This window comes from Sphingomonas sp. Leaf33 (genome assembly GCF_001421785.1).
Taxonomy (GTDB): Bacteria; Pseudomonadota; Alphaproteobacteria; order Sphingomonadales; family Sphingomonadaceae; genus Sphingomonas.
This window is the reverse complement of sequence record NZ_LMLB01000001.1, coordinates 925,352-946,485: the sequence shown is the minus strand read 5'-3', so window position 1 is coordinate 946,485 and position 21,134 is coordinate 925,352. Positions and strand designations below refer to the sequence as shown.

Here is a 21,134-nt window from a genome sequence, read left to right as displayed (position 1 = left end):
GGGCCCTCTCCACAAGCGACAAACCTTGCGGCCCACCCCCTCCACCATGCTGCGCATGGTCCCCCTCCCCGTGCCGGGGAGGATTTAAGCTGCCAGTGCTGCCCGCTCGGTTTCCGCGATCCAGCCGCCGCCCAGCACCCGGTCGCCCGCGTAGAGCACTGCCGCCTGCCCCGGCGCGACGCCGAATTCCGGTGCATCGAACACCAGCCGGTCGCCCTCCAGCCGTGCCGGGACCGGCTTCGCCAGACTGCGGACCTTTGCGCTCAGCGGCCCGGTGAAGTCGCCGCCCAGCCAGTTGATGTTCGTCAGCCGCGCAGATTCGACTGCCAGCGCGGCCTTCGGTCCCACGACGACGCGCTTCTGCGCGGCATCCAGCCGCACGACATACAGCGGGTCATGTCCGCCGCCGATGTCGAGCCCGCGGCGTTGGCCGACCGTATAGTGGATGATTCCGCGGTGTCGGCCAAGCACCTTCCCGCCTTCGTCGACGATCTCGCCCACATCGTCGGCACCGGGCCGCACCTTGCGCACGACGTCTGCATACTTGCCCTCGGGAACGAAGCAGATGTCCTGGCTGTCCGGCTTGCCGGCAACGCCCAGACCCATCTCGGCCGCGATCTCGCGCACGCGGGCCTTGGGCAAGCCCCCCAGCGGGAACCGCAGATAGTCGAGCTGGCCTTGCGTCGTCGCGAACAGGAAATAGCTCTGGTCGCGGGCGGGATCGAGTGCGCGGTGGAGTTCGGCCCCGCCCGCTCCAGCCACGCGGCGGACGTAATGGCCGGTCGCCAGGCAGTCGGCGCCCAGGTCTCGGGCGAGCGCGAACAGGTCGGTGAACTTCGGCCCCATGTTGCATTTCACGCACGGGATCGGGGTGCGCCCGGCGAGATATTCGTCGGCGAAATCCTCGATCACTTGGCTGCGGAACGACGATGCGTGGTCGAAGACGTAATGCGCGATTCCCAAGTCGTCGCAGACCTTGCGCGCATCGCGGATGTCGCGACCGGCGCAGCACGCGCCGGCGCGTCCGACCGCCTCGCCATGGTCGTAGAGTTGCAGCGTCACGCCGATCGTCTCCGCCCCCGATCGCGCGGCCAGCGCGGCGACGACGGAGGAGTCCACGCCGCCCGACATGGCGACGACGATGCGCCGCGCGCTGAGCGGCTCGGGAAGATCAAAGGAAACGAGGGACATGGCCCGCGTCCCTTAGCGGGACATGCGCTTTATCGCAAAATCGGCATCGCCTTTACCCGGCCTTCAATCTTCGCGGGCCAAAGACGGGTTTCACACCGACACTTGGATGCGCTCCGCTCTTGGACCTCAGCTTCGCCCGTTTCCATGGCCACCCGGTCACCGTGCTGCCCGTCGAGCTGGCGGTGCTGCTGGTGGGCGTGGCCAGCCGGCAGGCCGCGAGCCAGACGGCGCGGATGCAGGCCGCGATCGATCGCGCAGGGCCGGTCGATGCGCTGATGGCACCCGCCAGCGGGTGTTTCAGCACGGCGACCGCCCGCGCGCTCATGCGGTGGAAAGACGAATGAAGACGCCGTTTACCGCGGCGCTTGAGAGGATGTTCAAGCTCGGCCGCTAACGGTCGTTACACAGGGATGGAGATGGGGAGCGGCACCCGGCACGGGCCCGCTTCCGGTTTTGAGGTACGAATGATCGAGAACCAGAAAATCCGGCCCGCGAAGGTCATCGGCCCGCTTGGCGAACCGTTGACGCTCGACACGCTGCCGCCGCCCGAAACGACCCGCTGGGTCGTTCGGCGCAAGGCGGAAGTCGTGGCCGCGGTCAACGGCGGCCTGTTGAGCATCGATGAGGTCTGCGATCGATACGGCCTCACCGCCGAGGAATTTGCCGGCTGGCAACGCGCGATCGACCGGTCGGGTATGCCCGGCCTGCGCGTGACCCGCATCCAGCACTACAAGTCGCTGTACGAGCGCCAGCAGAAATACTGACGATCTTCCCAGGTCCGGTGCCGACTTCCCCTGGCATCAACCGCAGGAACGGCCCGTCTTTGCCCCGAAGGCGGGCCGTTTCGCGTGGCGGACATTAGAAACGCGCCCGGAACAAAAGTACGGCCTGCCGCATTTCCCCGTCACACTATCCGGAAAGGGCCGGATGTAACGGAGGGATTGGTCATGGGTATCATTATTTGGCTGGTCGTCGGTGGCGTCGTCGGCTGGCTCGCCAGCATCATCATGCGTACCGATGCGCAGCAGGGCATTTTCCTGAACATCGTCGTCGGCATCGTCGGCGCGGTCATCGCCGGCTTCGTCACGGGCGCCAACATCAACAACGGTGTGACGGTGATGAGCTTCTTGTACTCGCTGATCGGCGCGGTCGTGCTGCTCGCGATCGTCAACCTCGTCCGTCGCGGTTCGGTGCGCTAAGCGCCCGACCCGACTACCGGGTTAAAAAAAGGGGTCGCCCAGCCGGGCGGCCCCTTTTTCTTTTGCGTCTCGATCTTTCGTCATTCCCGCGTTGGCGGGACTTCATCGCCCGCCCGCGCCCAGCGAACGGTCCGCGAGATGGGTCCCCGCCCTCAAGGGGACGAAGTAAGGGAAAGGAAAACCGCCTTACTTCAGCAGGAAGCGGACGGTCGTGCTGATCGTCACATCCTGCTCGCCCGGCGCGATCGCGGTGTCGGCCATCTCCTTCGTCGCCATCCGCGCGACCATCATCGGCATCGGTGGCGGCGGGGCGTAGCCGCCGCCCTCGGTGATCGAGAGGATGCGATCGACCCGCAGCCCTGCGGCGCGGGCATAGACCTCGGCCCGGGCACGCGCCTTGGCGATGGCGTCGGTTCGTGCGGTATCCTCGGCAGCTTCGGGCTTGTCGATCGACAGGTTCGGCCCGTCGATCTGATTCGCCCCGACCTTCACCAGCGCGTCCAGGATCGCCCCGCTGCGCGCGACGTCGCGGAAGCGCACCGAGACGGTGTTCGACGCCTGATAGCCGGTGATGACCGGCGGCACATTCTCGCCGTAGCGATATTGCGGCTGGAGCGAGATCGTCGAGGTCTGGATATCGCGATCGGTCACGCGCGCGGATTTCAGCGCGGCCAGCACGCGCTGTACACGCTGGGCATTGTCGGCGAGCGCAGCCTCCGCCGTCGCGGCCTGGGTGACGACGCCGGCGCGAATCGTCGCGACATCGGGCGTCATGCTGGTCTTGCCGACCGCGGTCACGTCCAGGATCGTTCCGTCGACGACGACGACGGGCTGCGCGGGCACCTGCGCGCCGGCGGTCATCGGCACGGCAGCGGCGGCGGCCAGAATGGCGAGTGTCTTCATATGAGCCCTTCCTCCTGTTGGGTTGGCCGTATCGGATAACGGCGCCATGCCAACGCGCGATGAACGATGTGCGGCCAATCGCACCGCACCGGCCGCAATCCCGCCACTTCGTTGCACCAGACGGGCGGTCGGCGACGAAACGGGTTGCCGATACGGCGTGAGAAAGGTCTTTCTCCGCGCTTGAGCTTGGTGACTTATTTATCTAATACAGCAGCCGAGCACCACGCCGCGGGGGGCGCGGCGGGATCTGACGATACGGGACGGATGAGAGCTTCGATGCAGGGGAACGACACGCAGTACGCGCTGACCGACGAGCGCGCGCGGCCGAATCGGCGAAAGTGGATCATCGGGATCGTCGTCGCGATCGTCCTGATCGCGATCGCCGCCGCCTATGCCCTGCGTGGCGGCGGGGACAAGCCGGCGGCCGATGCGGCGGCGCCCAAAGGTGGCCAGGGCGTACCGACGGTGTCGGTAGTCGTCCCCGGCCGATCCTCGGTCGCCACCACCATCACCGGCAACGGCACGATCGCCGCCCGCCGCGAAATGCCGGTAGGCGTCGCCGGCGAAGGCGGCATGGTGACGCGCGTGCTGGTGGAGCCGGGTAGCTGGGTCCGCACCGGCCAGGTGCTGGCGACCGTCGACCGGTCAGTCCAGGCGCAGACCGCGCAGAGCCAGTCGGCGAGCATCAGCGTCGCCCGCGCCGACGCCGACCTCGCCAAGGCCGAACTCGACCGCGCGAAGCAACTGGTCGACCGCGGTTTCGTATCGAAGGCCGACGTCCAGCGCCGCGAGGCGACGCTTGCTCAGGCCAATGCCCGCGTCCGCGTGGCGCAGGCGCAGCTCGCCGAGACGCGCGCGCGCAATCAGCGGCTCGACATCCGCGCACCGGCCGAGGGCCTGGTCCTGACCCGCGGCGTCGAGCCCGGCCAGATCGTCAGCGCCGGCAGCGGCCAGCTGTTCCGCATCGCGATGGGCGGCCAGATGGAAATGCGCGCCCAGCTGGCCGAGGGCGACCTGGCCCGCGTCCGCACCGGCATGGTCGGTCGCGTGACGCCGGTCGGATCGACCAAGGCATTCGTCGGCGAAGTCTGGCAGGTGTCGCCGATCATCGACCCGCAGACGCGCCAGGGCATCGCCCGCATCGCCCTGCGCTACGACACCGCGCTGCGCCCCGGCGGCTTCGCCAGCGCGGCGATCGACGTCGGCGGCGTGCAGGCGCCGCTGCTGCCCGAATCGGCCGTACTCAGTGACGGCATGGGTAATTACGTCTACATCGTCGATGGGGCGAGCAAGGCGGTGCGCCGTGACGTGACGGTCGGCGAAGTGTCCGACGCCGGCGTCTCGATCGCGACCGGTCTGGACGGCAGCGAACGGGTCGTCGCCTCGGCCGGTGCCTTCCTGAACGAAGGTCAGCAGGTCAAGCCGCAGCTGATCAAGGCTCGATAAGGAACGCGATATGGGTTTCCGCAACATCTCGGCCTGGTCGATCCGCAATCCGGTTCCGCCGATCGTCCTGTTCCTGTTCCTGACGATCATGGGGCTGGTCAGCTTCCTGCGGATGGACGTGAACAACCAGCCCGCGATCGATTTTCCCGTCGCGGTCATCGGCATCAGCCAGCCCGGTGCCGCCCCCAGCGAACTGGAGGGCCAAGTAACGCAGCGCGTCGAGGCGGCGGTGCGTTCCTTGCAGGGCGTCGACGAGATCAATTCGACCGTGACCGAGGGTCGGTCGCAGACGATCGTCCAGCTTCAGATCGGCACCCCGATCGACCGGGCGGTCAACGACATCCGCGATGCTATCCAGCAGATTCGCGGCGATCTGCCCGACGGCATCCTCGAGCCCCAGATCTCGCGCGCCGATTCGAGCGGCAACGACGTCGCCAGCTTCACCGCATCGACCTCGTCGATGACTCTCGAGCAGCTCAGCTGGTACATCGACAACACCGTCTCGAAGGAGTTGCTGAGCGTTCCGGGCATGGCGACGATCGAACGCAATGGCGGTGTCGATCGTGAAATCCGTGTGATTCTGGACCCGCTGAAGTTGCAAGCGCAAGGACTCACCGCGAGTCAGGTGAACCAGGCGCTGCGCCAAGTGAACCTGGACGCCGCCGGCGGACGCGCCGAGATCGCAGGGTCGGAACAATCGGTGCGTGTGCTTGGCAACGCGCGCGACGCCTATTCGCTCGGCCAGACCCAGATCTCCGTCGCCGGCCGGTCGGTGCGCCTCTCCGACGTTGCCGAGGTCCGCGACCTGTACGCCGAGCAGCGTTCGCTCTCGACCGCCGATGGTCGCCAAGTACTCAGCTTCGACTTCCAACGCGCCAAGGGTGCGTCGGACGTCACCGTATTCAAAGACGCGCAGGCGAAGCTGGAAGCGCTGCAGAAGCGCAATCCGGAAGTGCAGTTCCACCTGCTCTTCGACTATTCGAAATATGCCGAGGAACAATACCACGTCGCGATCGACGCGATGATCGAGGGCGCCGTGCTCGCCGTGCTCGTCGTTTTCCTGTTCCTGCGAGACTGGCGCGCGACGGTCATTTCGGCGCTCGCCATCCCGTTGTCGGCGATCCCCAGCTTCTGGTTCATGGAACTGCTGGGCTTCGACCTCAACCAGATGACGCTGCTTGCCCTCAGCCTGGTCGCGGGCGTGCTGGTCGATGATGCGATCGTGGAGATCGAGAACATCGTCCGCCACATGCGCATGGGCAAGTCGGCGTACCAGGCGTCGATCGATGCCGCGGACGAAATCGGCGTCGCGGTGCTGGCCACCACCATGTCGATCGTCGCGGTATTCCTGCCGGTCGGCCTGATGCCGGGCGTGTCGGGCCAGTTCTTCAAGAACTTCGGCCTGACCGTCGTCGCGTCGGTCCTGATGAGCCTCGCCGTCGCGCGAATGCTGACGCCGATGATCGCGGCCTATTTCCTGAAGGCGAAGGGCCACGCGACCCACGGCGAAGGAAAGCTGATGGACGGCTACATGGCCATCCTGCGCTGGACGCTGATGCACCGCTGGTCGGCGATTGTCGGCGGCATCGCGGCGCTGGTCGCGACCGTGCTGATGTTCATGGTCCTGCCCAGCACCTTCCTGCCCGAAGAGGACAATGATTCGGTCACCGCGATCGTCGAACTGGTGCCGGGATCGACGCTGCTTCAGACCGAAGCGGTCGTGCAGAAGACCGCCAACATCCTGCGTCGCCAGCCCGATGTCGAAAGCGTCTATACCCGCTCGTTCGTCGGCCAGGGTCGCGTCACCGCGCAGCTGAAGGAGGATCGCAAGCAGAAGAGCTTCGAATTCCAGCGCGCGATCGGCCCGACGCTCAGCCAGATTCCGGATGCGCGCGTGTCGTTCCGCGCCGGCGGCTGGGGCGGCGGTTCGGGCCGGGCGCTCACCATCACGCTGGGCGGCGACGATCCGGTCAAGCTCAACCAGGCCGCGGTCGCGATCGTCGACCAGATGCGCAAGCTGCCGACGGTCCGCAATCCGCTGATCACCGGCGACCTGAAGCGGCCGGAAATCGTCATCCGTCCGCGCCTGGACCTGGCGGCACAGCTGGGCGTCACGACGTCGGCGCTGTCGTCGGCGATCCGCATCGCGACGCTGGGCGACATCGACCAGAATTCGGCGCGCTTCTCGCTTTCGGACCGTCAGATCCCGATCCGCGTCGCGCTGAACCAGTCGGCGCGCCAGCGGCTGTCGACGATCGAGGACCTGCCGGTCCCGACCGCCGGCGGCGGTTCAGTCCCGCTGAAGGTCGTCGCCGAAATCGGCTTCGGCGCAGGCCCCACCAAGATCGAACGATCGGGCCAGGTTCGTCGCCTGACGATCGGTGCCGACCTGGCGCCGGGCGAAGTGTCGGGCGAAGCGATGAAGAAGATCCGCGCACTGCCGGCGATGCAGAACCTGCCGATCGGCGTCAGCGAACTGAAGCTGGGCGAATCGAAGCAGCAGGCGGAGATGATCCAGAACTTCGTCGGCGCGGTGCTTGCCGGCATCTTCCTCGTCTTCTCGGTCTTGGTTCTGCTCTACCGCCGCGTGATGCCCCCGTTCGTCAACATGGGCTCGCTCATGCTGGCGCCGCTCGGCGGCCTGATCGCGCTGTGGATCTGCGGGATGCCGATCTCGCTGTCGGTCTACATCGGCATCCTGATGCTGCTGGGCATCGTCGCCAAGAACTCGATCCTGCTGATCGACTTCGCGCTGGAGGAGATGGCGAAGGGGGTGCATCCGGTCGATGCGATCCTGGATGCCGGGCACAAGCGTGCGCAGCCGATCGTGATGACCACGGTCGCGATGGTCGCGGGCATGGTGCCGACCGCGCTGTCGCTGTCGGGTGACGGATCGTTCCGCCAGCCGATGAGCGTCGTCGTGATCGGCGGGCTGATCCTGTCGACCATCCTGACCCTCGTCATTGTCCCCGCCTCGTTCAGCCTCGCGGTGGGTATCGAGCGCTGGATCGGGCCAAAGCTCGGCCGGCGCCTGCTGACCTATCGCCCCGGTGACGATGGCCAGCCGGTGATCGACCATGAGGGGCCGGACCGTCCCCAGCTGGGACAGGGCCCGCGCAAACTGGGCCATGGTCCGTACGACGATGCGTCGCAGCCTGCGGAATAACGCGACCACGGCTTGAACAATCCCCGGTTTCGGGGATTGTTTCACCCATGGCATTCGCCGCAACGGCCCTCGGCAGCGGGGGAGCCCCTCCCCCCGCCCTCCGGCGGATGCGTATCGTCGCCACCGGGCTGCTGGTGGCCATGGCGGTTGTGTACGTCCTCGCCCGCACCAACGAAGGGCTGCATCCCGCGGTCGGCTATGTCCGTGCCTTTGCCGAAGCGGCGATGGTCGGTGGTCTCGCCGATTGGTTCGCGGTGACCGCGCTGTTCCGCCACCCGCTCGGCCTGCCGATCCCGCACACCGCGATCGTGCCGCGCAACAAGGAACGGATCGCGGAGACGCTGGGCACCTTCCTGCGCCAGAATTTCCTGATCCCGCGCGTCGTTGCCCGGCGGATGCAGCGGATCGACGTCGCCGGCGCCGTTGGCCGCTGGCTGTCGACACCCAATGGCGCGGGCGCGGGCCGCCTGCGCCGCGGGGCATCGCGCCTGGCGGGCAACATCCTCGAATCGCTCGACCAGGACCGGCTGGGCGGCATGGTCCGCGCGGCCCTCGCCGGGCAGTTGCGGCGGATCGAGGTCTCGCCGATGCTCGGCAAGGCGCTCCAGGCCGCGATCGTCCAGAACCGCCATCAACCGCTGATCGACGCGGGCGTACGCTGGGCGGGCAAGACGATCGAGGCGAACGAGGCGATCCTCCGCGGCATGATCTCGTCGAAGGCGGGCAGCATCCTGCGCTGGACCGGACTCGACGAAACTCTGGCCAACGCGATCCTCGACGGGCTGTACAAGCTGGTCCTGGAGATGGCCGACGATCCCGAACACCCGTTGCGCGCCAAGGCGGAGGAAGGCCTGGCGACCCTGGCGCTCGACCTGCAGGGCAATTCGCGCGCGCGCCGCAAGGTCGAGGCGTTCAAGAACGACATGCTCGAGAATCCGGCGCTGACCGACTGGTGGCAGGGCATCTGGGACCAGGCGCGCGAAGCGATGCTGCGGATGACGCGCGATCCCGACACGCTGATGAGCGGACAGCTGGGCGAAGCGCTGCGGCAACTGGGCGAAACGCTGCAACGCGACCCGCGCCTGGCCCGGACGATCAACCGCTTCGTCCGCCGCGCGGCGGTCGGTGCGGCGTCGGACTATGGCGACGGCATCGTCCGCCTGGTCAGCGATACCATCCGCAGCTGGGACACGCAGACACTGACAACCCGACTGGAAAACAGCGTCGGCAAGGATCTGCAATATATCCGCGTCAACGGGACATTGGTCGGCGGGCTGGTCGGGGTGACGATCCATACGGTCGGGGCATGGCTGTGAGGGAAGCGTCTGGCTCTTACCCTCTTCCCGTTCGTGCTGAGCCTGTCGAAGCACCGTTCTTCGAGCCGCGCGCGACCAGCAAGCCTATCGCAGTACAGTGCTTCGACACGCTCGGCACGAACAGGACTCGGTCAAGTCCGCCAGTCGAGCACCGGCCAGCCCTTCGCCCGCGCCAGTGCCCTCAGCGGTCCGTGCGCGTTCACCGCGAACGGCTCGTCCGACCATTCGAGTACCGGCGCGTCCGACACATGGTCACTGTAGAAGCGCACACGGCAATCGGCGCGGTCGAGGCCGGTCTTTGCCATCCACGCCTCGACCGCGCGCAATTTGGCGGCGCCATAGACGTTTTCGCCGGCGATCCGGGGGGTCAGCGCGCCGGCGGGGTCGTGTTCGCTTTCGGTCGCGATCACGTCGTCGAACCCCAGCCGCGCGGCGATCGCGCGCGCGTAGAAGGCGTAGGATGCCGTCGCCATGACGAGCCGGTATCCCGTCGCCCGGTCCGCCTCGATCCGGTCGCGCGCCTGGTCGAGCACGCCGGTTGCGACGACGTGGTCGGCAAAGGCATCGGTCAGCGTCGACACGTGATCCGCCGCGATGCTGCCGCCCAGCAACCATTTCTGCGTCGTCTGCTTCAGCCTGGCCCGGTCGATCAGCTTGGCGCCATAGGCGAGCCCCGCGATAGCCGCCCACGGCAGCAGCGCAAGGCGCCAGCGCGCGCGGCGCCGCATCGCGAACGCCAGGAACGGCGTCCAGGTGGGCGTCCGCGTGATGGTCTTGTCCATGTCGTAGATGGCGAGCAGTGTGCGCATCGTCGCTTAGTACGCACGGCTCGGCTTGCCGTGAAGGCGGGAATCGGGAAAGAGGAGCGCGGATGACCCAGCCAGCGACCTTCACCCAAGACGGCGGCACCCTGAAATTTTCAGGCGACCTGTCGCTGGCCTGCCTGGGCGACCTGCCCGAGCGGCTGGATGCGACCGATGGCGCGCGCGCGATCGACCTGTCGGCGATCGACCGGATCGACACGGTCGGCGCATGGGTGGTCCATCGCTACGCCGACCGCAACGGCATCCCGATCCAGGGGCTGTCGGACGACGGCGCGCATCTGCTGGAGCAGGTCCAGAAATCGGACGCTCCGATCTCCGCGCCGGCCGCCCCCCTGCCGTCGTTCCTGCGCGTCGTCAGCGAGATCGGCGAGGCGACCGCGACCGCGGGGCGCACGCTGGTCGGCCTGCTCGGCTTCTTCGGCGCCACCGTCCTCGCCTTCTGGTCGCTGATCCGCAATCCCGGCCGCTTCCGGTTCAACGCGGTCATCCAGCGATTCGAGGTCGTCGGCGTCTCCGCACTCGGCATCATCGGGCTGATGAGCTTCCTGATCGGCATCGTCATCGCGCAACAGGGCGCGGTGCAGCTCCGGCAGTTCGGCGCCGAGGTCTTCACCATCAACCTGATCGGCCGCATCACCCTGCGCGAACTCGGCGTGCTGATGACCGCGATCATGGTCGCCGGGCGTTCAGGCAGCGCTTTCGCGGCACAGCTCGGAACGATGAAGCTCACGGAAGAGATCGACGCGATGCGCACTATCGGCGTGTCGCCGATGGAAGCGCTGGTCGTGCCGCGCACCATCGCCGCGATCCTGCTGATGCCGCTGCTCGGTTTCTACGCGTCGCTGATCGCGATCATCGGCGGCGGGCTGCTGTGCTGGATCAGCCTCGACATCCCGCCGATCACCTTCATCCAGCGTATCCGCGAAGTCGTGCCGATCACCGACCTGTACGTCGGGTTGGTCAAGGCGCCCGTCTTCGGCGCGATCATCGCCATCGCCGGTTGTTTCCAGGGGATGCAGGTGGAAGGCGACGCCGAACAGGTCGGCACGCGCACGACCTCCGCGGTCGTCCAGGCGATCTTCCTGGTCATCGTGCTCGATGCGTTCTTCGCGGTGTTCTTTACCTATATCGGGTGGATCTGATGAGCACCGATCCGACCTTCGATGGCGACGCGATCATCCGCGTGCGCGGCCTGAAGAACAGCTTCGGCGATCAGGTCGTCCATGAGAACCTCGACCTCGACGTCCGGAAGGGCGAAATCCTGGGCGTCGTCGGCGGCTCGGGCACCGGTAAGTCGGTGCTGATGCGCGCGATCATCGGGCTCCAGTCGCCCGACGCCGGCACGGTCGGCGTGTTCGGCAAGGACACCGACGAGGAAGGCCGCAACGCGATCGCCGTACGCAAGCGCTGGGGCGTGCTGTTCCAGGGCGGCGCGCTGTTCTCCACCCTGACGGTCAGCGAGAACATCCAGGTCCCCTTGCGTGAATTCTACCCGAACCTCGATCCCGTGCTGATGGCCGAGATCGCCGGATACAAGGTGGTGATGACCGGCCTGCCCGCAGAGGCGGGGCCGAAATACCCCTCCGAACTTTCGGGCGGCATGAAGAAGCGCGCCGGCCTGGCGCGCGCGCTGGCGCTCGATCCCGAACTGCTGTTCCTCGACGAACCGACGGCAGGGCTGGACCCGATCGGTGCGGCGGCGTTCGATGAACTGACCAAGTCGCTCCAGCGGACGATGGGGTTGACCGTGTTCCTCATTACCCACGATCTCGACACGCTCTACGCCATCTGCGACCGCGTCGCGGTGCTGGCCGACAAACGCGTGATCGCGGTCGGCACGATACCCGAACTTCTCGAACTGGATCATCCGTGGATCCAGGAATATTTCAACGGCCCGCGCGGCCGCGCCGCCACCGCCGCCATCGCGCGGACGGAGGAGCAAACCAACGCGCAGAATCCCAAGCAGGTGACAGGCTGATGGAAACCCGTTCGAATCACGTCCTCGTCGGCGGCGTCGTGCTGATCCTGCTGCTGGTGCTCGCGCTCTTCACCGTCTGGCTGTCGCGCATGGGCGTCGCCGAGGACAAGGAATACGACATCCTGTTCAAGCAGGCGGTCGATGGTCTGGCCCGCGGGTCGGTGGTCAACTATTCCGGCGTGCCGGTCGGCCAGGTCAAGGACATCGCCCTGTATCCGCCCGATCCGCAGCTGGTGCGCGTGCGCGTGACCGTGAAGCCGGAAACCCCGGTGCTGCAGGGCGCGACGGCGGCCGTCGTCGGCAGCTTCACCGGCACCAGCACGGTCCAGATCGATGGCGCCCAGCGCGGCGCCCCGCCGATCGTGTGCCCCGACACGGACCCGCAGCGCGTCTGCCCGTTCGGTGTGCCGCTGATCCCGCCGCGCGCCGGGGGCCTGGGCGCGCTGCTCAGCTCCGCCCCGCAGCTGCTCGAACGCCTCACGACGCTGACCGAACGGTTGAGCGGCCTGCTCAGCGACCGCAACCAGGCATCGATCGCCGGCATCCTGGCGAACACCAACCGCCTGACCGATGCACTGGCCGATCGCGGGCCGGAAATCGCCGCGACGCTTGCCCAGACGCGGATCGCGATCCAGCAGGCCGGCAACGCCGCGCAGCAGATCGGCGACTTGGCCGAGACGGCCAACGGTGTCGTCGCGCAGGACGTGAAGCCGGCGATGGCGAACCTCAACAAGGCGATCGGTTCGGCGCAGAAGAGCATGGATTCGCTGAATGACGTCATCACCGACGCCAAGCCCGCGGTGCAGGGCTTCAGCCGCAACACGCTGCCTGAAGTGAACCAGCTGGTCCACGACCTGCGCGTAATGGCGGCATCGCTGTCGTCGGTCGCCGAAAAGGTCGACCAGCGCGGCGCCGGCGCGCTGATCGGTTCGTCCAAGCTTCCCGACTACGAGCCCAAGAAGTGAGACCGCCCATGAAGACGACCGCGCTTGCGCCCGTGCTCCTCGCCCTGACGCTCGGGGGCTGCCTCAGCTTCGGGGGCAAGGTGCCGCCCTCGCTGCTGACGCTGACGCCGACGCAGCCGGTGGCGGTCGGCCAGACCCAGATCGCGACGTCGGGCACCGTGACCATCGCGACGCCGGCGGTGCCGCAGGAAATTTCCACCCTGCGCGTTCCCGTCCGGTCGACCGACACCAGCGTCGCCTATGTCAAGGATGCGCAGTGGATCGAGCCGCCCAGCCGCCTGTTCGCGCGCCTGGTATCGGATGCCGTCACCACGCGCACCGGCCGCGTCGTCATCGCGACGCGCCTGATGGGCGAACCCGGTGCCAGCCTCGCCGGCGACCTGCGCAGCTTCGGCGTCGATGCCGCGACGTCGAGCGCAGTCGTAACCTACGACGCCCTGCTCCAGCGCGACGGCGGCAAGCCGGTCGAGAAGCGCCGGTTCGAGGCGCGCGTACCCGTCTCCCCGATCGACGCGACCACCGTTGGCCCGGCGATCAACCAGGCCGCCAACCAGGTCGCGAGCGATGTCGCGGACTGGATCGGGCGTTGATCCGGATTGGATGCGGTTGCGATTGCCGATGATCGACGATTGACCGACCCTCTCCGAATGTCGGCCCGCGATCGACTCGCGTGCGCCGGCAACAGGGGAGGCACCGCATGGCGATCGTTCCGGAAACCCGTCCGCGGCTCAGCTACGCGGCGTTGCTGCCGCGCGTGACCGCACTCGGCCTGAACGTCGAAACCCATCCGGTCTTCATCGTCGGCATTCGCGGGTATTACACCGCATCGATGGGCGAGCCTGGCAACGACCGCGGCATCTACGATGATGCCATCTTCCTCGTCTCGCCGGCCTTCTTCGGCGCGTACAACGGCAACACCGATCCCAGCCGATACCGCGCAGGCACCGCCTCCGGCCCGGGCAAGGGCATGGCCCGCCTGATGCCTGGTCTTTGGATGGTCCACACCTTCGACCTGCATCGCGGGAAGTCGGCACCGCCCTACCTCGCGCTATGCCAGCGCAAGGGCCCGGTCAGCGTCACCCGCGACGGCGTGGATCAGCCGGTGAGCGGCAACTTCGGGATCAACATCCATTGTGGCCGCAAGAATGGAACATCGAGTGAGGGGTGCCAGACGATCTATCCCGATCAATGGCAGAGCTTCATTCAATCGGCGCAGGATCAGGCCCGCCGCTTCCTCGGCGTAAACTGGTCGCACGCGACGATCCCGTATGCGCTGCTAGTCGACGCCGACTGACGCCGGGGCGGCTCAGGGCGTCTTGCGGACAGGCGGCAGGGCGTTGCAGATGTCCGCGCCTCCGGCCGGCACCGTGAAGAACGGCGGCTCGCGATTCTCACGCGCCTTGATCCACGCGGCGAAGCGCGGGCCCCCGGGCTTGCGATACTGGTAGCGCGGGCGCTCGCCCTCTGGCAGGTCGCTCGCCAGCCGGGCGGAGACGATCCCGACGTACTGCTTCGGATCCTCGTACAGCCCCAGTCCGCCGCCAGTTCCGCGGGGCAGCGTCGACAACGCATCGATCCCCTCGATCACGCGGCCGACGATCGCGATGTTGCGATCGAGATGCCGCGGGGCATGGCCGATGTTGGTGTACAGGTCGCCGCCCGATCCCGTCGACGGCGCCAGGTCGCGCGCAACGCCGACCATGCCGTAGCAGTGCGGTATCCACGCCTGTCGCCCGTTCGTCGCCAACGGCCAGCCATCGCGGCTGTACCCCACCCTGGTCGCGTAAGGGTCGCCCTTGCTCAGCGTCGCAACCGCATCGAACGCGGGCCACGTGTATTCGGCGGGCGGATTGGCGACGACGCCCGGCGGCAGCGGCTTCTTCTCGGTCGCATCGCCCCATTGCGCGACATAATTGTCCTGCACGCGGTACACGCTTTCGCCATCCCACCACTTGGCCCGCGCGATCCTGCGGATGTTGTCGGTGTGCACCGGCACATAGCGCGCCGGCGCCAGCCGGACGACGAACCGCCGACCGTTCGCGAGCGTGAAGACCAGCATCTCGTCATCGGGCACCGCCACCCAATCCTCCGGCCTGGCGTCGTAGGGCTTGGGCGCAGGTGCTGCGGCAGGTGCGGCCTGAAGCAGCGCGGCGGCGGCGATGAAGGCGATCGTCATGGTCCCCAAGCTGGCACGCCCCGCGCCTGCGAGCAACCGACTTGCGCAACCCGCAACTTCCCCCTAGTCCGCGCCCTTCCAGTGCATGCGGAGCGGTGGCCGAGTGGTCGAAGGCGCTCGCCTGGAAAGTGAGTATACGCCAAAAGCGTATCGAGGGTTCGAATCCCTCCCGCTCCGCCATTCAGTCTTTGGCGAACCGTTGATCGCGAAGATGGAATTGCAGCTCCATGGTACGGCAGTCGCCGCTGGCGGCACCTGATCGAAGCCCCGCCAGGCTCGCGCGACATCGCCTCCCTTGGGCACGGCACCACCGAGCTTGCCTATTTCCGTGAGCCCGACGGCAACAAACCGTGCGGGATCCATCTCCCGAAGTAATCGCGGCGGCCGCGGCATGGTCGGGATACGCCGCCCGTCCGCGATGTGGGCAGGCGGCATGCCGGCGCGGCGCGGAGGCACAAACAGGACCGTCGCGACAGACCCGGGTGAAGTCGTAACAAGCCGCCGTGTGGTTCCCCCGTTGTCCCGCTATTCCACCGTTCAGCGGGCGTCATCCTCAAGTCGGGAGCAACCCCGCCGCGCGGGAGTTTGCCAGGGATGATGGAATGGTTTTCACGCTCGACGTCCCGCCGGCACGCTGTCGAACCGATGGTTCTTGACAGAGGAAGATGCTGCCGAGCGGTCGGGCTATCCGCGCTCACCTTGGTAATCAGCTCGTGCGCGTCGATCGGGCCTTCGGCGAGACTTGACGCGCCTGCCCCTGTATTTGCGCCGCTGGCGTTTTTCACCGGACATTCCGTTGGCGAAGGCGTGCTGCGCGTGACGCTATCGCACGCACGCCGGGTCCATGTCGTCAGCGATGGCGAGGTCGATCCTGACGGGACGCTCGTTCTCGTCCAACATGTCAAGGAAGGAAGCAAGCCGCCGCGCGAACGCACCTGGCACATGCGTGAGCTCGGCGGCGGCCGGTTCGCGGTATCGCTCAGCGACGCGATCGGTCCGGTCGAGGCTGACGTTGCCGGCAACCGATTGCACCTGCGCTTTCGAGGAAAGGGCGGGCTTGGAATTGAGCAGTGGATTTATCGCCAGCCTGGCGGCGATACCGCGTTGAACCGCATGGTGGTGCGAAAGTTCGGGCTGCCGGTCGCCTCGCTGCGCGAAACGATCCGACAGGTGCCATGAGCGCGTAGCGGCGTGAGGCGCCGCTCGCGGGTATCGCATACGGCGGCGATCACCCCTTGCGATCGATGGCGTCAAGCAACCGAGATCGAAGCCGATCGATGATCCTTCGGAATGAGGCCTCGTCCACGAGCGCGCGCGCCAGGACGATCGCTCCCTGGATGCCGGAAACCGTCTCTTCGGCGAGAGCCGTCGCCGACACGGATGATACGTCTCACTTTTCGAGGCAACCGGCGAGAGCCGCGATCCAGCGCGTGAAATACTGCCATATGCTGCTCGCGAAAACGTCGCCTGAGGCAGTTAGGCCTAGGCTTCCCACGACGCACACCCTCCTGCCGGACAAGAAGTAGGTGGCGGCGACGTCAAACATGGCCGTGACAGCCTCTGCGGGGTCAGGGCCCTCCTCCAAGGGTCGGAAGATCGCCTCGGCGAACCACCGGCCGATGTCGTCGAGAACAGCTCCCATCATCTCCGCTTTCCCGCCGGGGAAGAAATTGTAGGGGCTGCCTTTGCCAAGGCCCGTCGCCTTCGAGAGCATGGCAAGGCTCGCGCCGTCGTAGCCGTGCTCCCGGAAGGCCTCCGCCAAGGCCGGAAGCGCGGCTCCGCGATCCGTCAAGGCGCGCTTCGGCTTCACAGGTCCAGGTCGCTGAGCGACGGAAGGCCGTCCGGACGGCGCCCCAGCGGCCAGCGAAACTTCCGTTTCGTCTCGGCGATCGGCAGTTCGTTTACCGATTGGTACAAGCCAAGTTCGTCGGGACGACCCAAGGGAGCGAGAACACCCCGCGCGCCGAGGCCCGGTGCGCATCGGGAGGATCAAGCTATCCGCGCTCATGGATGAGTGCGCTTGCGCTCGGGCCGTCCGCCCGACCTGACGGGCGGATATGGCCGCGACCGCCCGGCTACAGGCCGGCTCGTTCGATCATCGCCGCAACGTCGGTGGGTAGCTCGGCTTCGTCTTTGGGCAACAGACGGTTGAGGGCGGTCTGGACGCGCTTTCGGGCGACTTGATACGCTTTGTGGCGTACCGCGCGGACGGCATTGGTTCGCCAGGATGGGCTGGCACCCAGGATCGCCTCCCACCTGGCTTCTTCCGCCAGCAAGATCGACAGCGCGAGGCGTAATCCGTCCCGTCGTCCGCGTGCATAATCTTCGGATCTAGCCGGCGAGTCCTTCATGCGCGCCACGGTGACGGGGCAGCAGGTCGATCACAACAGAAACCTGCCCATTCCACAGCCGCAACCAGGACACTGGCGCGGTTACCCGGCAATCTCAGGCCGCGTCGCCAGCCAGATCGTGTAGGGCGCCCGTTCCGCGCTGACTTCGTCGGGTACCTCTATTTCCTGGACATCGAACCCTGCGCCTTCGAGCCGCACGTGGAAGGCATCGTCACGATAGGCGGACCAGACCGCGAGTACGCCGCCGGGCCGTAGGGCGCGGCTCGCGTCTCGAAGGCCCCAGTTACAATAGAGCCGGTCGTTTGCGGCGCGGATGAACCCGTCAGGTCCATTGTCGACGTCGAGCAAGATAGCATCGAAGCTGCTGTCGGCTTCCGCGATCACGTCATGGACATCGCGGATGTCGAGCGTCAGGCGAGGATCGCCGAGCGCAGTCCCGTAAAGGTGCGCAAGTTCGCCCTTCGCCCAACTCACGACCTTCGGCACCAGTTCGGAGACGACGACGCTCGAGCTGTCCGGAAGCGACGAGAGCGTGGCCTTCAGGGTGAAGCCCATGCCGAGCCCGCCGATCAGGATGCGATCGCACCGCTCCCCGAGCCGCTCGATGACCAGTTCGGCCAGCGCCTCCTCGGACCGGTAGGCATCGCTCCCCATCAATTCGTCCTCGCCGAACTGGATCGAAAAGGACGAACCGCAGCGCAGCAGCCTCAACACGCCACCGCCCGGGATGGCCGCGGTGTCAATGCATTCGACTTGCGGTGGGGAAGCCGCGCCGATCGACGCGTCGTGGGTCATGACGGCCGCGCCGGACATCACCATGATCGTCCAGCCAGCGGCAACATTAGGGTTGCGGGCGTAGCGCGCGTGCGAAGTCGCCGCGGAAGGGCGGCTGCAAGATCGTTCATCAAATTCCTTGGTGTCATCGATCGATGCGTGGCCGGAACCGCTGGCCGAAACGCTTTTCGATACTCGGTCGGGGCGCCGCCGCAGCGTCCGGCCCGACAGGGGACGGATATCAGCGCTTTCGTGCCTTGCGTGCGGCGTATCGCGCGTCGCGTTCCGCTTTCCGCTCCGCTTCGGTCGGGGCAGCCCGCTGTGCTTCTGCCCCGGCGGCCGCCGCGTCGGCGAGCTTCTTCGCCGCCTTCTGCGTGGCCGCCGCCTCGACGGCGGCAGCCTTGGCCTGACGCTTCTCCTCGGCCGCGGCGTCACGCGCAGCCTGTGCCGCCTGACGCTCGGCGACGATCGCCGGATCGAGCGGCGGCTTGTTACGCAGTTGCTCGAGCGCCTTTTGCTTGGCTTTCGTCGCTGCCGCTACGCGGTCGTTGAAGTCGGGATCCTTGAAGCGCGCCATTACTCATACCCTCTGTCAAGCAGCGGAGTGCGGCCTTGGGACATGCCCCCCCTAACAGGCTCAGCTCCAACCGCCCAATGTAATCGACACGTCCGTATGGGCGTGCCGGGCCACGGTCGCCGGGCCGAAACCCTCACCCGACCACCGCCGGTTCGCCCCGAGGCGCAAGGGCGACATGTGCACCGACACCGTGACTTCTCTCATTCGACCCTGGAATGGAAGCGCAGCGTACAGCGCAGTCCCGGACGGGTGTTTGCGATCGCCAGTTCCGCGCCCAGCCGCTGTGCGGCAGACCGGACGATCGCCAGGCCCAGTCCGCTGCCCTCGCGGTCGCGGCCGGATGTGAAGCGGACGAACCGTTCGCCGGCGCGCGCGACATCCGCGTCGGACAGGCCGGGGCCATCGTCGCCGACCGCGATCGACGCCCCGTCCGCGTCCGCATCGACCGTGATGGTCACGGTGCCGCCGGCCCGATTGTAGCGGATCGCATTGTCGAGCAGGTTCGACAGGATTTCGAACACCAGCGTGCGGTGGCTGTCGAGGGTCAGGCTGGGCGGCGCGTCGAGGATCACCTCGACCCCCGCCTCGATCGCGCGGGCGATGTGGCGGTTAATGACCGCGACCGCGACTTCGCGCAGGTCGACCGGTTCGAACGGCGGCGTTTCGCCGACTTCCTCCGCCCGCGCGAGCGCGAGCAGTTGCGTGACGAGATGTTCGAGCCGGTCGGCGGCGTCGGCGATCTCGTCGAGCGCGGCACGATCGCCGCGCCGGGCCAGCGCCACCTGGATCTTGAGCGCGCTCAAGGGCGTCCGCATCTGGTGCGACGCGTCCGAGGTGAAGCGCCGCACGCCCGCGGTCGCGGTGTCGAGCCGGGCAAGAACGTTGCTGAAGGCCTCGGCCAGCGGCCTTAGTTCGGCGGGCAACGGCCCGGCATCGATCGGCGAGAGGTCGGGCGTCGCGCGCGTGTCGCGGGCGGCGACCGCGCGACGCAGGCGGGCGAGCGGCCGCAGGCTCCAGCGCAGCGCCGGGCCGATGAACAGCGCGGCGATTGCCAGCAGCACGAGTTCGCCGGCCACCAGCGCGAGCACCAGCCGCCGGTGCAGCGCGCGGCGACCGTCGAGCGTCTCGGCGACCTGGATGACGACCGGCCCCGCGATCCGCGGCAACGCGCGGCGGACTTCGGCGATGCGGATGTCCTGGTCACGGTAGCGCGCGAAACGGAAGCGCGGCACGTCCAGCGTCAGCTCCTGCGGGCGCGGCGGCGACAGATCGCCGTAGCCGGTGACCAGCCGGTCGCCGACCGCGATCCGGTAGTAGATATTGTCGCGCTCGCTGTTCTCGAGCATTCCGAATGCCGCGGCCGGCAGGTCGAGCGTGACGTCGCCGCGTTCGACCGCGACCGTTTCCGAGATCGCACCGAGCGCACCGCCGAGCACGCGGTCGTTGGTGCGTCGCACGACATCGGCGATCAGCGCCGCGCCGGCGAGGCCCAGCGCGATTGCGGTCAGCAACAGGGGGCCAAGCATCGCCGCCAGCAGCCGCGTCCTGAGCGCGATCGCGGGCTGCGGGCGATCAGCGGGCATCGAGCAGATAGCCGACCCCGCGTACGGTGCGGATCGCGGGACCATCGGGCGCGAGCTTGCCGCGCAACCGCGTGATGTTCACCTCCAGCGCATTGGGGCCGACCGGCTCGTCATAGCCGAACACCTCGGCCTGCAACGTCTCGCGCGGCACGATCTGCCCGGCGCGGATCGCGAGCGCGTCGAGCACGGTCCATTCGCGCCGCCGGAGGTCGAGCAGACGCTCCCCGACGCGTGCGACGCCCGCCGAGCGATCGAGTACCAGCGTGCCGACGACCAGTTCCGGCGTCGGATCGCCGCCGCGACGCCGCCCGAGCGCACGGATGCGCGCCTCGAGCTCCTCGGGCGCGAAGGGTTTCCGCAGGTAATCGTCGGCGCCGAGATCGAGTCCGCGGATGCGGTCGTCGAGCGCGTCGCGCGCGGTCAGCATCAGCACCGGCACGCGCTCACCGCGTCGCCGCAGCGCCTGCAACACCGCGAAACCGTCGATCCCGGGCAGGCCGACGTCGAGCACGACCAGCGCATAGGGCTCGTCCCCGGCGATCGTCAGCGCATCCTCGCCGCTCGTCATATGATCGACGGCATGGCCCGCTGCGCGCAGCAGCGCGGTCAGGCTGCGCGCAAGCGCGGCATCATCCTCGACGATCAGGATGCGCACGACGCGACCGATCGGTGAAAGGTGGATGAC

Annotated in this window: 22 protein-coding genes and 1 tRNA gene; 13 read left to right on the top strand and 10 right to left on the bottom strand. The window is 67.5% G+C overall.

Annotated features, from left to right (window positions below; genetic code table 11):
* Positions 1 to 84: 84 nt before the first annotated feature.
* The gene (gene mnmA / locus ASE86_RS04720) at positions 85 to 1,191 is read right to left on the bottom strand and encodes a tRNA 2-thiouridine(34) synthase MnmA (protein WP_056423018.1); all 1,107 of its coding nucleotides are present in this window, start codon (positions 1,189 to 1,191) and stop codon (positions 85 to 87) included.
* A 119-nt stretch (positions 1,192 to 1,310) separates the two neighbouring features.
* Here mnmA and ASE86_RS04715 point away from each other — a divergent pair, with 119 nt between their 5' ends.
* The 3 genes from ASE86_RS04715 (at position 1,311) to ASE86_RS04705 (ending at position 2,390) form a co-directional block, all read left to right on the top strand.
* Positions 1,311 to 1,535 carry a hypothetical protein gene (locus ASE86_RS04715; RefSeq protein WP_056423013.1) on the top strand — a complete coding sequence of 75 codons (225 nt, stop codon included), beginning with the start codon at positions 1,311 to 1,313 and terminating at the stop codon, positions 1,533 to 1,535.
* Between the two features lie 120 nt (positions 1,536 to 1,655).
* Positions 1,656 to 1,955, top strand: coding sequence for a DUF1153 domain-containing protein (locus ASE86_RS04710; RefSeq protein WP_056423010.1), 300 nt, complete (start codon positions 1,656 to 1,658; stop codon positions 1,953 to 1,955).
* A 183-nt stretch (positions 1,956 to 2,138) separates the two neighbouring features.
* Positions 2,139 to 2,390 (top strand): GlsB/YeaQ/YmgE family stress response membrane protein, encoded by a 252-nt coding sequence (locus ASE86_RS04705; RefSeq protein WP_056423007.1) that lies wholly within the window; start codon positions 2,139 to 2,141, stop codon positions 2,388 to 2,390.
* Between the two features lie 186 nt (positions 2,391 to 2,576).
* Here the strand turns inward: ASE86_RS04705 and ASE86_RS04700 are convergent, their stop codons facing one another.
* Positions 2,577 to 3,293 carry an SIMPL domain-containing protein gene (locus tag ASE86_RS04700; protein WP_056423004.1) on the bottom strand — a complete coding sequence of 239 codons (717 nt, stop codon included), beginning with the start codon at positions 3,291 to 3,293 and terminating at the stop codon, positions 2,577 to 2,579.
* Between the two features lie 276 nt (positions 3,294 to 3,569).
* Between ASE86_RS04700 and ASE86_RS04695 the strand changes: the two genes are divergently transcribed.
* The 3 genes from ASE86_RS04695 (at position 3,570) to ASE86_RS04685 (ending at position 9,221) form a co-directional block, all read left to right on the top strand.
* Positions 3,570 to 4,739, top strand: a complete 1,170-nt coding sequence (locus ASE86_RS04695) for an efflux RND transporter periplasmic adaptor subunit (protein ID WP_082441672.1) — start codon at positions 3,570 to 3,572, stop codon at positions 4,737 to 4,739.
* 10 nt (positions 4,740 to 4,749) lie between these two features.
* Positions 4,750 to 7,905 (top strand): efflux RND transporter permease subunit, encoded by a 3,156-nt coding sequence (locus ASE86_RS04690; RefSeq protein ID WP_056422999.1) that lies wholly within the window; start codon positions 4,750 to 4,752, stop codon positions 7,903 to 7,905.
* 107 nt (positions 7,906 to 8,012) lie between these two features.
* Entirely contained in the window at positions 8,013 to 9,221 is a 1,209-nt protein-coding gene (locus ASE86_RS04685; protein WP_056422997.1) for a DUF445 domain-containing protein, read from the top strand.
* Positions 9,222 to 9,352: 131 nt separating this feature from the next.
* On the opposite strand, the gene ASE86_RS04680 is transcribed toward ASE86_RS04685, so the two are convergent.
* Positions 9,353 to 10,030: an HAD family hydrolase gene (locus ASE86_RS04680; protein WP_056422995.1), complete on the bottom strand. Its 678-nt coding sequence runs from the start codon at positions 10,028 to 10,030 to the stop codon at positions 9,353 to 9,355.
* 62 nt (positions 10,031 to 10,092) lie between these two features.
* Here ASE86_RS04680 and ASE86_RS04675 point away from each other — a divergent pair, with 62 nt between their 5' ends.
* The 5 genes from ASE86_RS04675 to ASE86_RS04655 all read left to right on the top strand — a co-directional run bounded on the left by ASE86_RS04675 (position 10,093) and on the right by ASE86_RS04655 (position 14,282).
* Complete coding sequence (locus ASE86_RS04675; protein ID WP_056422992.1) at positions 10,093 to 11,187, top strand: ABC transporter permease; 1,095 nt, start codon at positions 10,093 to 10,095, stop codon at positions 11,185 to 11,187.
* Positions 11,187 to 12,023 carry an ABC transporter ATP-binding protein gene (locus tag ASE86_RS04670; RefSeq protein ID WP_056422987.1) on the top strand — a complete coding sequence of 279 codons (837 nt, stop codon included), beginning with the start codon at positions 11,187 to 11,189 and terminating at the stop codon, positions 12,021 to 12,023. Before ASE86_RS04675 ends, ASE86_RS04670 begins: the two co-directional genes overlap by 1 nt.
* Complete coding sequence (locus ASE86_RS04665; RefSeq protein ID WP_056422984.1) at positions 12,023 to 12,988, top strand: MlaD family protein; 966 nt, start codon at positions 12,023 to 12,025, stop codon at positions 12,986 to 12,988. The genes ASE86_RS04670 and ASE86_RS04665 overlap by 1 nt, the downstream gene beginning before the upstream one ends.
* An 8-nt stretch (positions 12,989 to 12,996) precedes the next feature.
* Entirely contained in the window at positions 12,997 to 13,578 is a 582-nt protein-coding gene (locus ASE86_RS04660) for an ABC-type transport auxiliary lipoprotein family protein (protein ID WP_056422981.1), read from the top strand.
* A gap of 107 nt (positions 13,579 to 13,685) precedes the next feature.
* On the top strand, positions 13,686 to 14,282 hold the full coding sequence (locus ASE86_RS04655; RefSeq protein WP_056422976.1) for a hypothetical protein: 597 nt from the start codon (positions 13,686 to 13,688) through the stop codon (positions 14,280 to 14,282).
* A gap of 12 nt (positions 14,283 to 14,294) precedes the next feature.
* Here the strand turns inward: ASE86_RS04655 and ASE86_RS04650 are convergent, their stop codons facing one another.
* Positions 14,295 to 15,164 carry a peptidylprolyl isomerase gene (locus ASE86_RS04650; RefSeq protein ID WP_056422973.1) on the bottom strand — a complete coding sequence of 290 codons (870 nt, stop codon included), beginning with the start codon at positions 15,162 to 15,164 and terminating at the stop codon, positions 14,295 to 14,297.
* Between the two features lie 89 nt (positions 15,165 to 15,253).
* On the opposite strand from ASE86_RS04650, the gene ASE86_RS04645 reads away from it, so the two are divergent.
* Positions 15,254 to 15,344, top strand: a tRNA-Ser gene (locus ASE86_RS04645).
* 519 nt (positions 15,345 to 15,863) lie between these two features.
* Entirely contained in the window at positions 15,864 to 16,343 is a 480-nt protein-coding gene (locus ASE86_RS04640) for a DUF3833 family protein (RefSeq protein ID WP_235523988.1), read from the top strand.
* 211 nt (positions 16,344 to 16,554) lie between these two features.
* Here the strand turns inward: ASE86_RS04640 and ASE86_RS04635 are convergent, their stop codons facing one another.
* From ASE86_RS04635 to ASE86_RS04610, 6 genes are all read right to left on the bottom strand, one after another.
* Positions 16,555 to 16,974 (bottom strand): TetR/AcrR family transcriptional regulator, encoded by a 420-nt coding sequence (locus tag ASE86_RS04635; protein WP_235523987.1) that lies wholly within the window; start codon positions 16,972 to 16,974, stop codon positions 16,555 to 16,557.
* 265 nt (positions 16,975 to 17,239) lie between these two features.
* Positions 17,240 to 17,515: a hypothetical protein gene (locus ASE86_RS04630; protein WP_056422970.1), complete on the bottom strand. Its 276-nt coding sequence runs from the start codon at positions 17,513 to 17,515 to the stop codon at positions 17,240 to 17,242.
* An 81-nt stretch (positions 17,516 to 17,596) separates the two neighbouring features.
* Positions 17,597 to 18,334, bottom strand: coding sequence for a spermidine synthase (locus ASE86_RS04625; RefSeq protein WP_235523986.1), 738 nt, complete (start codon positions 18,332 to 18,334; stop codon positions 17,597 to 17,599).
* A gap of 196 nt (positions 18,335 to 18,530) precedes the next feature.
* A complete protein-coding gene (locus ASE86_RS04620) occupies positions 18,531 to 18,866 on the bottom strand; it encodes a DUF6481 family protein (RefSeq protein WP_056422968.1) in 336 nt (111 codons plus the stop codon).
* Positions 18,867 to 19,066: 200 nt separating this feature from the next.
* The gene (locus tag ASE86_RS04615) at positions 19,067 to 20,449 is read right to left on the bottom strand and encodes a sensor histidine kinase (protein ID WP_056422966.1); all 1,383 of its coding nucleotides are present in this window, start codon (positions 20,447 to 20,449) and stop codon (positions 19,067 to 19,069) included.
* The gene (locus ASE86_RS04610; RefSeq protein WP_200911483.1) at positions 20,439 to 21,104 is read right to left on the bottom strand and encodes a response regulator transcription factor; all 666 of its coding nucleotides are present in this window, start codon (positions 21,102 to 21,104) and stop codon (positions 20,439 to 20,441) included. The genes ASE86_RS04615 and ASE86_RS04610 overlap by 11 nt, the downstream gene beginning before the upstream one ends.
* Positions 21,105 to 21,134 lie beyond the last annotated feature (30 nt).

Bases quoted from the DNA above. Each gene is read 5' to 3' on its own strand.
- ASE86_RS04685 (WP_056422997.1), top strand. From the start codon at position 8,013: ATGCGTATCGTCGCCACCGGGCTGCTGGTGGCCATGGCGGTTGTGTAC.
- ASE86_RS04690 (WP_056422999.1), top strand. From the start codon at position 4,750: ATGGGTTTCCGCAACATCTCGGCCTGGTCGATCCGCAATCCGGTTCCG.
- ASE86_RS04700 (WP_056423004.1), bottom strand. From the start codon at position 3,293: ATGAAGACACTCGCCATTCTGGCCGCCGCCGCTGCCGTGCCGATGACC.
- ASE86_RS04705 (WP_056423007.1), top strand. From the start codon at position 2,139: ATGGGTATCATTATTTGGCTGGTCGTCGGTGGCGTCGTCGGCTGGCTC.
- ASE86_RS04660 (WP_056422981.1), top strand. From the start codon at position 12,997: ATGAAGACGACCGCGCTTGCGCCCGTGCTCCTCGCCCTGACGCTCGGG.
- ASE86_RS04615 (WP_056422966.1), bottom strand. From the start codon at position 20,449: ATGCCCGCTGATCGCCCGCAGCCCGCGATCGCGCTCAGGACGCGGCTG.
- ASE86_RS04630 (WP_056422970.1), bottom strand. From the start codon at position 17,515: ATGAAGGACTCGCCGGCTAGATCCGAAGATTATGCACGCGGACGACGG.
- ASE86_RS04710 (WP_056423010.1), top strand. From the start codon at position 1,656: ATGATCGAGAACCAGAAAATCCGGCCCGCGAAGGTCATCGGCCCGCTT.
- ASE86_RS04620 (WP_056422968.1), bottom strand. From the start codon at position 18,866: ATGGCGCGCTTCAAGGATCCCGACTTCAACGACCGCGTAGCGGCAGCG.
- ASE86_RS04650 (WP_056422973.1), bottom strand. From the start codon at position 15,164: ATGACGATCGCCTTCATCGCCGCCGCCGCGCTGCTTCAGGCCGCACCT.
- ASE86_RS04675 (WP_056422992.1), top strand. From the start codon at position 10,093: ATGACCCAGCCAGCGACCTTCACCCAAGACGGCGGCACCCTGAAATTT.
- ASE86_RS04695 (WP_082441672.1), top strand. From the start codon at position 3,570: ATGCAGGGGAACGACACGCAGTACGCGCTGACCGACGAGCGCGCGCGG.
- ASE86_RS04625 (WP_235523986.1), bottom strand. From the start codon at position 18,334: ATGGTGATGTCCGGCGCGGCCGTCATGACCCACGACGCGTCGATCGGC.
- ASE86_RS04680 (WP_056422995.1), bottom strand. From the start codon at position 10,030: ATGCGCACACTGCTCGCCATCTACGACATGGACAAGACCATCACGCGG.
- ASE86_RS04655 (WP_056422976.1), top strand. From the start codon at position 13,686: ATGGCGATCGTTCCGGAAACCCGTCCGCGGCTCAGCTACGCGGCGTTG.
- ASE86_RS04665 (WP_056422984.1), top strand. From the start codon at position 12,023: ATGGAAACCCGTTCGAATCACGTCCTCGTCGGCGGCGTCGTGCTGATC.
- ASE86_RS04670 (WP_056422987.1), top strand. From the start codon at position 11,187: ATGAGCACCGATCCGACCTTCGATGGCGACGCGATCATCCGCGTGCGC.
- mnmA (WP_056423018.1), bottom strand. From the start codon at position 1,191: ATGTCCCTCGTTTCCTTTGATCTTCCCGAGCCGCTCAGCGCGCGGCGC.